This window comes from Streptomyces barringtoniae, assembly GCF_020819595.1.
Classification (GTDB): domain Bacteria; phylum Actinomycetota; class Actinomycetes; order Streptomycetales; family Streptomycetaceae; genus Streptomyces; species Streptomyces barringtoniae.
Map to the genome: position 1 here is coordinate 109388 of NZ_JAJHNP010000008.1, position 12713 is coordinate 122100.

13 protein-coding genes are annotated in these 12713 nt (G+C 73.1%); 4 read left to right on the forward strand and 9 right to left on the reverse strand.

Annotated features, from left to right (window positions below):
- Positions 1-45: 45 nt before the first annotated feature.
- Together LMU33_RS16140 and LMU33_RS16145 are read left to right on the forward strand one after the other, a co-directional pair.
- Positions 46-1188: an acyltransferase family protein gene (locus LMU33_RS16140; RefSeq protein ID WP_228621080.1), complete on the forward strand. Its 1143-nt coding sequence runs from the start codon at positions 46-48 to the stop codon at positions 1186-1188.
- Positions 1189-1281: 93 nt separating this feature from the next.
- Positions 1282-2223, forward strand: a complete 942-nt coding sequence (locus LMU33_RS16145; protein WP_228621081.1) for a class I SAM-dependent methyltransferase — start codon at positions 1282-1284, stop codon at positions 2221-2223.
- A 7-nt stretch (positions 2224-2230) separates the two neighbouring features.
- On the opposite strand, the gene LMU33_RS16150 is transcribed toward LMU33_RS16145, so the two are convergent.
- Positions 2231-2881, reverse strand: a complete 651-nt coding sequence (locus LMU33_RS16150) for a TetR/AcrR family transcriptional regulator C-terminal domain-containing protein (protein WP_228621082.1) — start codon at positions 2879-2881, stop codon at positions 2231-2233.
- 71 nt (positions 2882-2952) lie between these two features.
- On the opposite strand from LMU33_RS16150, the gene LMU33_RS16155 reads away from it, so the two are divergent.
- Complete coding sequence (locus LMU33_RS16155; RefSeq protein WP_228621083.1) at positions 2953-4323, forward strand: FAD-dependent monooxygenase; 1371 nt, start codon at positions 2953-2955, stop codon at positions 4321-4323.
- 7 nt (positions 4324-4330) lie between these two features.
- Here the strand turns inward: LMU33_RS16155 and leuE are convergent, their stop codons facing one another.
- Together leuE and LMU33_RS16165 are read right to left on the reverse strand one after the other, a co-directional pair.
- A complete protein-coding gene (gene leuE / locus LMU33_RS16160) occupies positions 4331-4981 on the reverse strand; it encodes a leucine efflux protein LeuE (protein ID WP_228621084.1) in 651 nt (216 codons plus the stop codon).
- 45 nt (positions 4982-5026) lie between these two features.
- Complete coding sequence (locus LMU33_RS16165; protein WP_228621085.1) at positions 5027-6607, reverse strand: acyl-CoA mutase large subunit family protein; 1581 nt, start codon at positions 6605-6607, stop codon at positions 5027-5029.
- 78 nt (positions 6608-6685) lie between these two features.
- Between LMU33_RS16165 and LMU33_RS16170 the strand changes: the two genes are divergently transcribed.
- Positions 6686-7564, forward strand: coding sequence for a L,D-transpeptidase family protein (locus tag LMU33_RS16170; protein WP_228621086.1), 879 nt, complete (start codon positions 6686-6688; stop codon positions 7562-7564).
- Positions 7565-7848: 284 nt separating this feature from the next.
- On the opposite strand, the gene LMU33_RS16175 is transcribed toward LMU33_RS16170, so the two are convergent.
- The 6 genes from LMU33_RS16175 to LMU33_RS16200 form a co-directional block, all read right to left on the reverse strand.
- Positions 7849-8958 carry a hypothetical protein gene (locus LMU33_RS16175; RefSeq protein WP_228621087.1) on the reverse strand — a complete coding sequence of 370 codons (1110 nt, stop codon included), beginning with the start codon at positions 8956-8958 and terminating at the stop codon, positions 7849-7851.
- Complete coding sequence (locus tag LMU33_RS16180) at positions 8958-9620, reverse strand: RNA polymerase sigma factor (RefSeq protein WP_228621088.1); 663 nt, start codon at positions 9618-9620, stop codon at positions 8958-8960. The genes LMU33_RS16175 and LMU33_RS16180 overlap by 1 nt, the downstream gene beginning before the upstream one ends.
- 279 nt (positions 9621-9899) lie before the next feature.
- Positions 9900-10646: a hypothetical protein gene (locus LMU33_RS16185; RefSeq protein ID WP_228621089.1), complete on the reverse strand. Its 747-nt coding sequence runs from the start codon at positions 10644-10646 to the stop codon at positions 9900-9902.
- A gap of 156 nt (positions 10647-10802) precedes the next feature.
- A complete protein-coding gene (locus LMU33_RS16190; RefSeq protein WP_249813878.1) occupies positions 10803-11396 on the reverse strand; it encodes an RNA polymerase sigma factor in 594 nt (197 codons plus the stop codon).
- A 177-nt stretch (positions 11397-11573) separates the two neighbouring features.
- Complete coding sequence (locus LMU33_RS16195) at positions 11574-11960, reverse strand: hypothetical protein (RefSeq protein ID WP_228621091.1); 387 nt, start codon at positions 11958-11960, stop codon at positions 11574-11576.
- A 169-nt stretch (positions 11961-12129) separates the two neighbouring features.
- Complete coding sequence (locus tag LMU33_RS16200; protein WP_228621092.1) at positions 12130-12687, reverse strand: hypothetical protein; 558 nt, start codon at positions 12685-12687, stop codon at positions 12130-12132.
- Between the last annotated feature and the right edge of the window lie 26 nt (positions 12688-12713).

The following is a 12713-nucleotide window of genomic DNA, read 5'->3' on the forward strand; positions in this document are numbered from 1 at the left end:
GTCGTGGGTGTGAGGCGCCGAGACCCTGGCAAGGCGCCCCACACCATGGTTGCTTCATCCCCCGCCCTCACCGCCGCTCCCGTTCCCGCCGCCCCCGGAACGGCCCCCGCCTCCAGGCCCAGGAGCCGTCTGCTCGCCCTGGACGGTCTGCGGCTCGTCGCCGCGCTGATGGTCTGCCTCTACCACTACACCGGCCGCGGCGGCACGGTCTCCGCCTCCTGGCACGGGAGCCCGGGCCACCTCTTCCCGGGCCTGTCCCGCGCCGCCGTCTACGGCAATTTCGGCGTCGAGCTCTTCTTCGTCATCAGCGGTTTCGTGATCTGCATGAGCAGCTGGGGCCGCACCCTCGGTGACTTCTTCCGCTCCAGGGTGTCCCGCCTGTACCCCGCGTACTGGGTGGCCCTGGTCCTGGTCACGGGGGCGTCCCTGGCCCTGCCCGTCGTCGTCCACCCGGTCCGGCTCGACGAGTTCCTGGTGAACCTGACGATGCTCCAGCAGCCGATGGGCGCGACCCGGGTGCTGGGCGTGTGCTGGACGCTCTGGGTCGAGGTGCGCTTCTACGTGCTGTTCGCGCTGCTCGTCGTCCTGCGCGGGGTGACCTACCGCCGGGTGGTGCTGTTCGCGTGCGTGTGGACCGTGGCGGCCGTGCTGTGCCACTCGTCCGGCAACGAGCTGCTGAACCAGGTCGTCATGCCCGAGTACGCCCCCTTCTTCATAGGCGGTCTGGCGCTGTACCTGATACACCGCTTCGGCAGTGACCTGCTCGCGTGGGGCATAGTCGCGATGTCCTGGCTGCTCGCCCAGAGCGAGGCCACCCGTGGCCTGTGGGGTCCGCACCCGCACCGCGACCCCTACGTCGTCGTCCTGATCGTCACCGTCGCCTTCGCGGCCGTCGCCGCCGTGGCACTGGGCTGGACGCGCTGGGCCTCCTGGTCCTGGCTGGTCACGGCGGGCGCGCTGACGTACCCGTTCTACCTGGTCCACGAGCACCTCGGCTGGTTCGTCATAAGGGTGCTGCACCGGGGGCTCGGCCTGCCCGCGTGGCCGACGCTCGCGGTGACCGTGTTCGGCATGCTGGTGCTGGCCTGGCTGATCCACCGGTTCGTGGAGAAGCCGTTCGGGCCGCGGCTGAAGCGGGCGCTGAAGGAACGGAAGTTGGGCAGCCGTTCACCTGGTCTTGGGTTTTGAACCTGCTCCTCGGGCAGGCACCGTAAAGCCCTTGCCGCACAGGCCCCCCGCAGGGAACCCACAGCCGCCGTACCGAGGGAGTGCCCACCCCGCATGGCCACCATCCAGGAAGCGACCCGACCGCCCCGCCGTCTCGACGACGTCCCCGGCTGGTTCCCGGTGCTCGACCAGCTGCTCTTCGACTGGTTCCTGAACCGGCAGGAGACCACCGACATACGGGGTGATCTGCTCGAAGTCGGGGTCTACATGGGCAAGAGCGCGATCTTCACCGGCCGGCACCAGCAGCCGGGCGAGCGGTACACGGTGTGCGACCTCTTCGAGGGCGACGCGCCGGACGACGCCAACCAGGCGGAGTCGTCGAAGTCGTACAGCGCGCTGACCCGCCGCGCCTTCGAGGACAACTACCTCTCCTTCCACGACGAACTGCCCCGTGTGCTGCAGGGCCCCAGCTCGCTGGTGCCCGGCGAGGTCGAGCCGGACTCCTGCCGGTTCGTGCACATCGACGCCTCCCACCTGTACGAGCATGTGCACGGCGACATCGGAACCGCCCGCGATCTGCTGCTCCCGGACGGGATCGTGGTCCTGGACGACTTCCGCTCCGAGCACACCCCCGGAGTCTCCATCGCCACCTGGGAGGCCGTGCTCAACCGCGGCCTGCGCCCGATATGCCTGAGCACCCAGAAGCTCTACGGCACCTGGGGCGACCCGGAGCCGGTCCAGGAGGAACTGCTGGCCATGGTGCGGGAGCGGTCCGACTGCCACCTGAGCGTCCAGGAGGCCGCCGGGCACCGGATCGTCCGGCTGAAGTCGAAGGGGATGCGGGCGCCGGAGTTCCCGCCCTCCAAGCACGCGGACGCGGAGCCGGAGCCGGCACCGGTGCCCCAGGAGGCCTCGGCGCCCTCTCCCTCTCCCGCGCAGACGCCGGTCGGGCGCACGCCGCGGCGCGGCCCGGGCCGGGGCCGCCGGATCGCCGTGGACCTGCTCCCGCCGATGGTCACCCGGGCGATCCGCCGGGCACGCGCCGCCCGGCGCTGACCGCCGCTCAGCCGATCCCGTACCGCGCCCCGATCCCCGCGATCACGATCGCCAGCCCCTCCTCGAACTGCTCGTCGTAACCGTCGAAGAGCAGCTTGCCGGCCTCGGCGGCGAGCGGGTGGCCGGCCAACCGCCGGGCGCGTTCCTCGATGTCGTACCCCTCCCGGCGCTCGCCCGGGAGGGGCTGTACGCCCTGCTCCTCGGTGACGAAGCCGATGGTGTAGGCGTTCACCGTGCGGCCCGCGTGGACGGCCTGGGCGAGGCTGAATCCGGCCTCCGTCAGCAGCCGCAGAAGGGCCTCCTGCTGGGGGGCGTGCTCCGTGCCCGTGAAGCGTGAGCCGCTGAAGACCTTGGCGCCGTCGCGGTAGCCGAGCAGGGCGGTCCGCAGTCCGCGGCCGGCCTTGCACAGCCGCTCCTGCCAGCTGTCGGCGGGATCGAGCGTGGTGCCGGCGGCCATCCGCCGGTACATCTCCGTCGCCATCTCGTCCAGCAGCGCCTGCTTGTCCTTGAAGTGCCAGTACAGCGCGGGCGCCTTGACGTCCAGTTCCTTGGCGATGGCGCGCAGGGTCAGGCCGTCCAGGCCGACCTCGTTGAGCAGCCGCAGGGCGGTGCCGGCGACGCGTCGGCGGTCCAGGGGGGCGCGTTTCTCGGGGCTCACACTTGACAGCTTAACAGCGTTAAGGGCACTCTCGGGGGCGACGACACTTAACGACGTTAAGGAGATTCGGGATGGATGTCCTGATCGTGGGCGCGGGTCCCACCGGCCTGACCCTCGGCATCGACCTGGTCCGGCGGGGCGTGGACGCGCTGGTGGTGGAGCGGGCGGAGGGGCTGTTCCCCGGCTCGCGCGGCAAGGGGCTCCAGCCGCGCACCCTGGAGGTCTTCGACGACCTGGGCGTAGCGGACGCCATCCGGGCGGCGGGCCGCCCCTACCCGAACCGCCTGACCTGGAAGGACGGCGAACGGGTCGGCGAGCAGGCGATGTTCGAGAGGATCGAGGCGGACGAGGGCACGCCGTACACCGAGCCGTGGATGGTCGCGCAGTGGCGGACGCAGGAGATCCTGTACGCGCGGCTGCTGGAGCTGGGCGGCGCGGTGGACTTCGGGCGCGAGGTGACGGACCTGGAGCAGGACGCCGAGGGCGTGACCGTGCGGTTCGCCGACGGTGGGGCCGTGCGCTCGGCGTACGTCGTCGCGGCCGACGGCGGACGCTCGGTGGTCCGGCGCGCGGTGGGCGTGGGCATGGCCGGGGAGACGGTCGACCCGGCGCCGTTCCTGGTGGCGGACGTACGGCTGACGGGCCTGGACCGGGACTCCTGGCACGTCTTCCCCAAGGACGACGGCACCGCCGTCGGCCTGTGCCCGCTGGCCGGCACGGACGACTTCCAGCTGCAGGCACGCCTCGCGGAGGGCACGGAACCCGACCTGACCCTGGACGGCATCCGCGAGCTGGTCGCCGCCTGCACCCACTTGGACGCCGGGGACGTCACCGAGCTGCGCTGGTCCTCCGGCTTCCGCCCCCGCGCCGCCCTCGCGGACCGCTTCCGGGCGGGCCGGGTCCTGCTCGCCGGCGACGCCGCCCACCTCCACTCCCCGGCCGGCGGCCAGGGCCTGAACACCAGCGTGCAGGACGCCTACAACCTGGGCTGGAAGCTGGGCGCGGTGCTGCACGGCGGGGCGCCGCAGGCGTTGCTGGACAGCTACGAGGAGGAGCGCCGGGCGAACGCGGCGGCCATGCTGGACCTGTCGACGGGCGTCCACCGCGGCGAGGTACGGCGCGGAAGGGCGACGGTACAGCTGGGGCTGGACTACCGGGAGTCCTCCCTGACCGTGGAGAGGCGGCAGAACCCGACCGGAATCCGGGCGGGCGACCGCGCCCCGGACGGCACGGTGTCCGGCATCCGCCTCTTCGATGCGTTCCGCGGCCCGCACTGGACACTGCTGGGCGCGCCGACCCCGCTCACCGGCGTGCGAGCTCTCCCGGCGGCACCGCAGTCCTACGGCCCGGGCACCTTCCTGATCCGCCCGGACGGCTATGTGGGCTGGGCGGGAGACTCGTCGGACGGCGTCGAGGCCTACCTGGCCGGGGTCGGCGTCTGACCCTGTCCTACGCGCTGGCCAGCGTCAGCTTCACGGCGAACCCCAGGAACAGCGCGCCCGCCACCGAAGTGGCCGTCGCCGACAGGCGCTTGCGGCGGCGGAACGCGGCGGCGAGGCGCGTGCCGCTGAATATCAGGGCGCTGAGATAGAGGAAGCTGGCCAGCTGGGCGAAGGTGCCGAGGACGACGAAGGACAGGGCCGGATAGGCATAGCCGGGGTCCACGAACTGCACGAAGAAGGCGACGAAGAACAGGATCGCCTTGGGGTTGAAGAGACTGACGACGAACGCCCGCCGGAAGGGCCGCTCGTCTCCGGTGCCGGACGGGGCCTCCTCCGCCACGGCCTGCTCTCTGCGGGTCCGCCACATCTGCCAGGCGGCCCGCAGCATCCCGATCGCCAGCCAGGTCAGATATCCGGCACCGGCGTACTTCACGATCCCGAAGAGCAGGGCGTTGGCCTTGAGCAGCGAGGCGACTCCGGCGGCGGACAGCGTCATGAGCACGGTGTCCCCGCACCACACCCCGGCGGCCGCGGTGTAACCGGCCCGCACGCCGCGCCGGGCGGCCACGGAGAGGACGTAGAGGGAGTTGGGCCCGGGCAGCAGGACGATCAGGACGAGTCCTGCCAGATAGGTGGGGAGGTCGATGACGCCGAACATGGAAAGGAGTGTCGCACGGGGGTCTGACACTCCGGTTCCGGGGAGTCAGAACACCTCCGAGGGCTCATACGCCCCCCAAACCCCCCGCAGCGCGTTGCACACCTCCCCCACCGTCGCCCGCCCCCGCAGCGCATCCTTCATCGGGTACAGGACGTTCTCCTCCCCCTCCGCCGCCTTCCGCAGCGCCTCCAGCGCCGAGTCGACCGCCCGCTGGTCCCGCTCGGCCCGGAGCTTGTCCAGGCGCTCCGCCTGCCGGGCCTCGATGGCCGGGTCGACGCGCAGGGGCTCGTACGGCTCCTCCTCGTCCAGCCGGAAACGGTTCACGCCGACCACCACCCGCTGCGCGGAGTCCGTCTCCTGGGCGATCCGGTACGCGTTCCGCTCGATCTCGGCCTTCTGGAAGCCCCGTTCGATCGCCGCGACCGCCCCGCCCAGGTCCTCCACCCGCCGCATCAGATCGACGGCTGCCTCCTCCACGTCGTCCGTCATCCGCTCCACCGCGTACGACCCCGCGAAGGGATCCACCGTCGCCGTCACGTCCGTCTCGTGGGCCAGCACCTGCTGGGTGCGCAGGGCCAGCCGGGCGGACCTGTCGGTCGGCAGCGCGATCGCCTCGTCGAAGGAGTTGGTGTGCAGGGACTGGGTGCCGCCCAGCACCGCGGCCAGGGCCTGCACCGCGACCCGGACCAGGTTCACCTCCGGCTGCTGGGCCGTCAGCTGGACGCCCGCCGTCTGGGTGTGGAAGCGGAGCATCAGGGACTTGGGGTTCCGGGCGCCGAACTCCTCCCGCATCACCCGCGCCCAGATCCTGCGGGCGGCGCGGAACTTGGCGACCTCCTCCAGCAGCGTCGTACGGGCGACGAAGAAGAAGGACAGGCGCGGCGCGAAGTCGTCGACGGACATACCCGCCGCGACCGCAGTGCGGACGTACTCGATGCCGTCCGCCAGGGTGAAGGCGATCTCCTGGACGGGCGACGCCCCGGCCTCGGCCATGTGGTAGCCGGAGATCGAGATCGTGTTCCACTTCGGGATCTCTGCGGTGCAGTACTTGAAGATGTCCGCCGTCAGGCGCAGGGACGGCTTCGGCGGGAAGATGTACGTCCCCCGCGCGATGTACTCCTTCAGCACGTCGTTCTGGATCGTGCCCGTCAGCCGGTCGGCGCGCGCGCCCTGTTCCTCCGCCACCAGCTGGTAGAGCAGCAGCAGGAGGGCGGCCGGGGCGTTGATCGTCATCGACGTGGAGACCTGGTCGAGCGGAATGCCGTCGAACAGCACCCGCATGTCCTCGATCGAGTCGATCGCCACGCCCACCTTGCCGACCTCGCCGTGCGCGAGGGGCGCGTCGGAGTCGTGGCCCATCTGGGTGGGCAGGTCGAAGGCGACCGAGAGGCCCGTGGTGCCGTGGGCGATCAGCTGCCGGTAGCGGGCGTTGGATTCGGCGGCCGTGCCGAAGCCCGCGTACTGGCGCATGGTCCAGGGGCGTCCGGTGTACATGGTCGGGTAGACCCCGCGGGTGAAGGGGTACATGCCCGGTTCGCCCAGTCTCCCGGCCGGGTCCCAGCCCTGCAGGTCCTGCGGCCCGTAGACCGGCTCGATGGGCAGTCCCGACTCGGACTCACGCGTCATGGATGCCTCCGGAGTACGTCTTGTCACCCTCACCATGCCCCGTCGTTCGGCGGCGGTCACGCGGGGAAGCATCCCGGCATGACGATCTCGCGAAGACCCGCCGTCCTGACGTCGGCCACCGCACTCGCCGCCCTCACCGCCCTGTGCGGCTGCACCGTGCAGCCCACGGACGCCGACGGCAAGCCCCGGGCCCCGGTGCACGCCCAGAGCCCGGCGCCGCCCCTGGAAAGCCGCCCGGCACAGTCCACCCGGACGGAGCAGCCGGCCTCCGCCACGCCCGCTCCCCGGCTGCCCTCCCCGGCCGCGCCGGCTCCCGCGCCCGTTCCCCGGCCGATGTACTCGCGCGGCGACAGCGGGGCGGGCGTACGGGATCTGCAGGCCCGGCTGCGCCAGCTGGGCTGGCTGTTCGAGGGGCCGACGGGGTCGTACGACGCTCCGACCGAGCAGGCCGTCCAGGGGTTCCAGGGCAAGCGCGGGCTGCCGCGGACCGGGCGGACGGACACCGTCACCTGGCAGCGGCTGGTGGGGATGACCCACCAGCCCGGCACGTGGGAGCTGTACCTGATGGGCGGTCAGCCGGCCGGCGCGCCCGATCCGCGCTGTATGACCGGGCGCGTGCTGTGCATCGACAAGACGACGCGGACGCTGCGCTGGATGGTCGACGGGCGGACGCTCTCGACGACGGCGGTGCGGTTCGGGGCGCAGTACACGCCGACCCGGGAGGGTGTGTTCCATGTCTACCGCAAGGAGCGGAACTGGGTGTCGACGCTCTACCACTCGCCGATGCCGTACGCGATGTTCTTCAGCGGCGGCGAGGCCGTGCACTATTCGTACGACTTCGCGGCGCGCGGCTACGCGGGAGCCTCGCACGGGTGCGTGAACGTCCGGGACGCGACGGCGATCCGGCAGCTCTTCGCTCAGGTGCGGGTGGGCGACAAGGTGGTCGTCCACTGGTGAGGCGGGATTGCGGGGCGCGGGCGGGACCGGGGGAACGTGTCCCGCCCGCGCCAGGTGCACGAGCCGTGGGTACGGGGGGAACCCCGGCTCAGTGCGACGGCCGATGACCAGTCGGCTCACTCAGTACTGCGTACCGGGTGCCAAAAACGTCACACCCCGCGCGAAGAATTTTTCGCGGACCGCAAAAGCGCAGGTCAGATGGGTAAAAGAGGGGAGAAGGGGAGAGCGCGCCGAGCGCCTGAGCGGGCTGCGGACCGACCGGATCATCCTCCGATCCGGCCGGATCAGAGAGCGGTGTACGTCGGGCTCGGCGTCGGGCCGAGCCGGATGCCGGTGGTCCGGGCGGGGTGGGTCGGGGAGAAGACCGTGGGAGCGGGCGCGACATCGTCGCCGTGCCGGCCCTTTCCGCCGCCGCTGCCCTTGCCGCCGTTGCCCTCGCCGGGGTTGCCGCCCCAGCCGGAGTGGCCGTCAGCGCCGTGGCCGGGGTTGCCTTCCTCGTCGCCGCCCTGGCCGCTTCCGTTGCCCTTGCCCTTGTTGCCGTTCTCGTCGCCCTTGCCGCCGCCCGCCGTGCCGTCGGCCGAGTCGACGGCGGCCAGGACGACCTTGCAGTACCGGCTCACCTGGCCGCTGCCGCCCGCCAGGTGCTCCAGGGCGCGCCGGCGGCCGGAGTCCAGCTCCTTGCCGTCGCGGATGTCCCGGCAGGCCGAGGCAAGATCCCGCCACCGGCCGCCGGGGGTGCCGGAGGAGTCGCCGGTGCCGGGAGAGGTGCTCCGGTCGTTGCGGTCGCCCGGTACCACGGCCTCGCCGGAGGTGCCGCCGCGGTTCGTGCCCGCGCTGCCGCTCGGCGCGCCGGGCCCCGCAGTCGTGCCCGGGGTGCCCTGCGGCACCGAGGCGAGCGGCGTCGGGGAGGACGGGTCGGCGGAGACGGAGGCGGCGGGGTGCTCGGGCCCGAACGGCGTGGGCAGCATCCCGGTACCTGCGGCCATGGCGACCCCGCCGACCGTGCCCACGGCCACCGCCGCGGCCAGCGCCAGCCGCACGGGGCGGCCCCAGCGGGGGCGGCGGACGGGCATTCCGGTACGGGCCGGGGCGCCGATGCGGACCAGCCCCGCGTCGCTGCCGGGCACGGGCAGGCCGGAGGCGCCCTCGGCACGGCCGACGGCGGGCCCCTCGGCAACGGCGGCCTCGCGGGCCTTGCGGAACGCGGCCAGGGCGGCCTCCTCACCGGCGAGTTCACCGGTGGCGGGAGCCGTCCGAGAGGTCAGCGCACCGAGCGCCCGGGAGAGGCGTTCGGCCTGGTCACGGGCGGAGGCGTCGACGGCTTCCAGCGGCTCACCGCGCAGCAGGCGTTCCGCCGTCTCACGGTTCAGCCACTTGTACTGCTCGTCGGCCATCACATGTCCTTCTGCGTCCGCGCACGCGTATCCGTCACAGTTGCGGACGACACCGCGCGGCCGCGCGGTTCTCGCTGCGGCGGGAGCGCGTCGAGCACGCCCGCCGATTCCGGATCGTCGCCGAGCAGCTCCGCGAGCCGCTTCAGGCCGCGGTGCGCCGCGGTGCGGACGGCACCGGCGCGTTTGCCGAGGGTCTCGGCGGCGCTCTTGGCGTCGAGGCCGACCACGACCCGCAGGACGACCGCCTCGGCCTGGTCCTGGGGCAGCCGGGCGATGAGGGAGAGGGTGCTGTCGGTGGTCAGGGCCTCGAGGGCCTCGCCGGCCGTGTCGGACTCGGCGGCCCGGCCGGTCAGTTCCGTCTCGTCGCCGCCTATGGCGGGGCGGCGGCCACGCATGCGTATGTGGTCCAGGGCGCGGTTGCGGGCAATCCGGGCGGCCCAGCCGCGGAAGCGGTCGGCGTCCCCGCTGAACCGGTCGAGGTCGCGGGCGATCTGGAGCCAGGCTTCGGACGTCACGTCCTCGGCATCCGGATCGCCGACCAGCGTGCGTACGTATCCGAGCAGCCGTGGATGCACCGCGCGGTACACAGTACGGAACGCGGTCTCGTCACCGTCCTGCGCCGATCGCACCGCGGCGGTCAGCTCCGCGTCGTCCCCCAGCACCTGACTCCCTTTACGCCTGTATCCCGGTCGGCGCGAAAGGCACGTTACGGCGTGAAACCGCTCCACGTCCATGTCCGTAGAAGATGCAACTAACTCGTGACCGGGTGCGGATGTGCGCAGGGTGAGGTTCGGCGGTGGCCGGGTGTGACAGAAACAGCACGCACGGCGCTGTAGAGAGTACGGGCCGCTCGCGGCTCGTCAGCGCGACGGCCGGGGCCTCTCCTGTGGGGGGTGGCGGCCCCGGCCGTTGCCTTTCGCGGTACGCCCGGGTGGCGGGGGCTACTTCTTCCCGGGGGCCTTACGACCCGAATTGCCACCGTTTGTGGCGCTATTGCCGCCGTTGTCGTCCCGCTTCCCCTCTGCGGCTTTCATCTGGGCCGCGCAGTAGGCCGCCACCTTGTCCTCGCCGCCCGCCGCCGAGACGAGCCGCTGCCAGGCCGTCGCGTCCAGGGCGCCGCCCCGGTTCCCGGCCCGCTCGTAGGTACGGCAGTGGGCCACGGTGTCCCGGGCGGTGTCCGGATGGTGCGGGCGCGCGGACGGGATGCCGGACGGCGGGTGGGCGGTCCCGGCGGACGTGCCGGCAGCGGACGGCCGTTCCGGGGTGCTCGCCGGCTGGTGGGCCGGAAGCGAGGTGCCGGGGCGGGCGTGGGTGCCGGATCCGGCGGAGCCGATCGCCGCGAAGGCGACACCGCCCAGCGTGAGGCTCGCGAGCACCACCGAGAGCGTGGCCTTCAGCGACACCCGGGCACGCCTCGGCGCGGCGGGCCGCCAGTCGTCCCGGCGCCGGGTGCGGGCGCGGGACGCCTGCGTCGCATGGGCGGCGCGGAAGGCGGCCACGGCCCGGCGCTCGGCCTCGGCGTCGACGCCGCGGGTGCGCAGGGCGGCACCGAGCCGCGCCTCGAACCGGGAGTCCGCACGGTCCGCGTCGGCCTGGTCCGCGTAGGCCCGGCCCGGTGCAAAGAGGGGGCCGCCGGGGTGCGCGCGCCGGCGTCCGAAGGGGCCGTCGCCGCCGTGCCGTTCACCCATGCCCGATCCCGTCCTCGCCCGGCTCACCGAAGACGTACCGTCCCCCCGGGCCTCCTGCGGACCCCGGGACCGACCGCCCTCCCGTATCCATACGGCTCGCGGCCGGCACCGTTCATGTCGACTCACCCAGCGTCCCGTTCCGGGTGCCGCCGTCCGTCACACCCCGGTCGCCGCGTCCCGGACGCCCAGCTGCCCGGCGAGGCGCTTCAGCCCGCGGTGCGCGGCCGTGCGGACGGCGCCGGGGCGCTTGCCGAGGACGCGTGCGGCGGCCGGGCCGTCGAGACCGACGACCACCCGGAGCAGTACGGCCTCGGCCTGGTCGCGCGGCAGGGTGCGCACCAGCTCCAGCGCCCGTGCGGTGGACAGCGACTCCAGGGCCTGGTCCTGGGTGTCGAGCCGGCCGGGCAGCTCCAGCGCGTCGTGCTCCAGCGGCGCGGCCTGGGGCCGTACCCGCCGGCGGCGCAGATGGTCCAGGGCGCGGTGCCTGGCAATGGTCGCGGTCCAGCCACGGAAGCCGGCGCCGTCGCCCCTGAAGCGGCTCAGGTCGCGGGCGATCTCCAGCCAGGCCTCGGACGCCACGTCCTCGGCGTCCTCGCCGACCAGGCCCCGCAGATAGCCGAGCAGGCCGGGCTGCACGATCCGGTAGGCGACCGCGAAGGCGGTCTCGTCGCCGTCCTGGGCCCGCGCGACGGCCGCACCCAGCTCCCCGTCCCGCGACTGCGGGCGGCGGGGTTCCCCTGCCTGGCCCAAGACGTCCTCGTTCGCGCCGAGTTCATGGCCACTGCGTGGCACGTCCCTCACGGTCCGACACGCTCCGGCCGTGTCTCCGCCCTCCACGATGATCAGCGCCGGGCCTCACAGAAGTGTCACAGCGAGGCGATGTGCCTTGCCGAAGGCGGAAGTGACGCTCCGGCGGGTCGCCGGACGTCAGCGCGAGCCCGTGGCGTCCCGGCAGAGCAGGCGCAGCGAGCCCTGGCCGTCGTAGACGCGCCGGGCCTCCTCGATGGGGTCCCAGAGCCGGCCGTCGGGGGTGCGCACCCAGTGGTCGCCGCCGGTCGTCCACCACTCGGCGCCGCTGTGCCGGACGATCACCTCGCCGGCGTAGGCACCGAAGCCGCGCAGCACGCTCTCGACGGCGGCGTACGGCGGTCCCTCGCGCCGGATCTCCTCGATCATCCGGTCCACCCGCCACAGGCTCTGCGCCGAGTAGTCGAGCCGCACCCGCGCGCCCTCGCGCATGGTCGCCACGGCGTCCGCGGCCCACCGCACGGGCTTCGCCGCGGCGTGCGGCCTGGTCTCCTGCTGTGCTGTCACGTAATGGGCTGTCACATAGGGAAGAGCGAGCCGGACCGATCATCCGTCACGCCATTCCGAAACGTTTCGGCAACCGTCGCGGAACTACCCCACGTCCACCGCACGACAGGCACAGAACTCGCGCACACAGAGGGGTTTGACCATCGGATCGCCGTGGCCGCGGCGCCGCTCAGGCCCCGCTGCGGGCCCGCCGCGACACCACCGCGCGCAGGATCCGCCGTCCCTCGATCGACAGGTCCAGGGCGCGGCGCAGGCCGTGCGGGCCGTGCTCGGCGAGGAGGTCCAGCACCGCCGTCTGCCGGCGCAGCTCCGCCGCGACCAGCGGAGGCAGATCCTCGGTGTCCCCGGCCCGACCGGCGTCGAGCCCCTCGGTCGCCGACGTACCGTCCGCCGCGGGGTCGAGCAGCCGGTGTATGCGCAGGGAGGCGACCGAGCAGGCGTCGGCCCAGGGCCGTACCGCGTCGGCGGTGCGCTCGGCCGGGGCCGCCTGCAGCATGCGGCGGGCCAGCCGCGCGGCCTCGTCGTCGCCGGGCTCCTCGGCGCCGAGGGCATCCCGGGCCTTCTCCAGGCTCGCCCCCCAGTCCGAGCCGTCGGCAAGGCTCGCCCACAGCGGCCGCAGCAACTCGTCGTCGGCGCCGAGCAGCGGCAGGCACCGATCCAAACAAGCCAGCCCACTGGCGGCCAGTCCGCGTTCGTCGGCCTGTGCGATCCGTTCCACCAGGCTCATGAAATGTCTCCCTCGCCGGGGCGCCG

What these genes read in the sequence shown, in the direction of transcription:
- LMU33_RS16140 (WP_228621080.1), top strand. Translation starts at nt 46, where the DNA reads ATGGTTGCTTCATCCCCCGCCCTCACCGCCGCTCCCGTTCCCGCCGCC.
- LMU33_RS16185 (WP_228621089.1), bottom strand. Translation starts at nt 10,646, where the DNA reads ATGGGTGAACGGCACGGCGGCGACGGCCCCTTCGGACGCCGGCGCGCG.
- LMU33_RS16200 (WP_228621092.1), bottom strand. Translation starts at nt 12,687, where the DNA reads ATGAGCCTGGTGGAACGGATCGCACAGGCCGACGAACGCGGACTGGCC.
- leuE (WP_228621084.1), bottom strand. Translation starts at nt 4,981, where the DNA reads ATGTTCGGCGTCATCGACCTCCCCACCTATCTGGCAGGACTCGTCCTG.
- LMU33_RS16175 (WP_228621087.1), bottom strand. Translation starts at nt 8,958, where the DNA reads ATGGCCGACGAGCAGTACAAGTGGCTGAACCGTGAGACGGCGGAACGC.
- LMU33_RS16165 (WP_228621085.1), bottom strand. Translation starts at nt 6,607, where the DNA reads ATGACGCGTGAGTCCGAGTCGGGACTGCCCATCGAGCCGGTCTACGGG.
- LMU33_RS16170 (WP_228621086.1), top strand. Translation starts at nt 6,686, where the DNA reads ATGACGATCTCGCGAAGACCCGCCGTCCTGACGTCGGCCACCGCACTC.
- LMU33_RS16155 (WP_228621083.1), top strand. Translation starts at nt 2,953, where the DNA reads ATGGATGTCCTGATCGTGGGCGCGGGTCCCACCGGCCTGACCCTCGGC.
- LMU33_RS16145 (WP_228621081.1), top strand. Translation starts at nt 1,282, where the DNA reads ATGGCCACCATCCAGGAAGCGACCCGACCGCCCCGCCGTCTCGACGAC.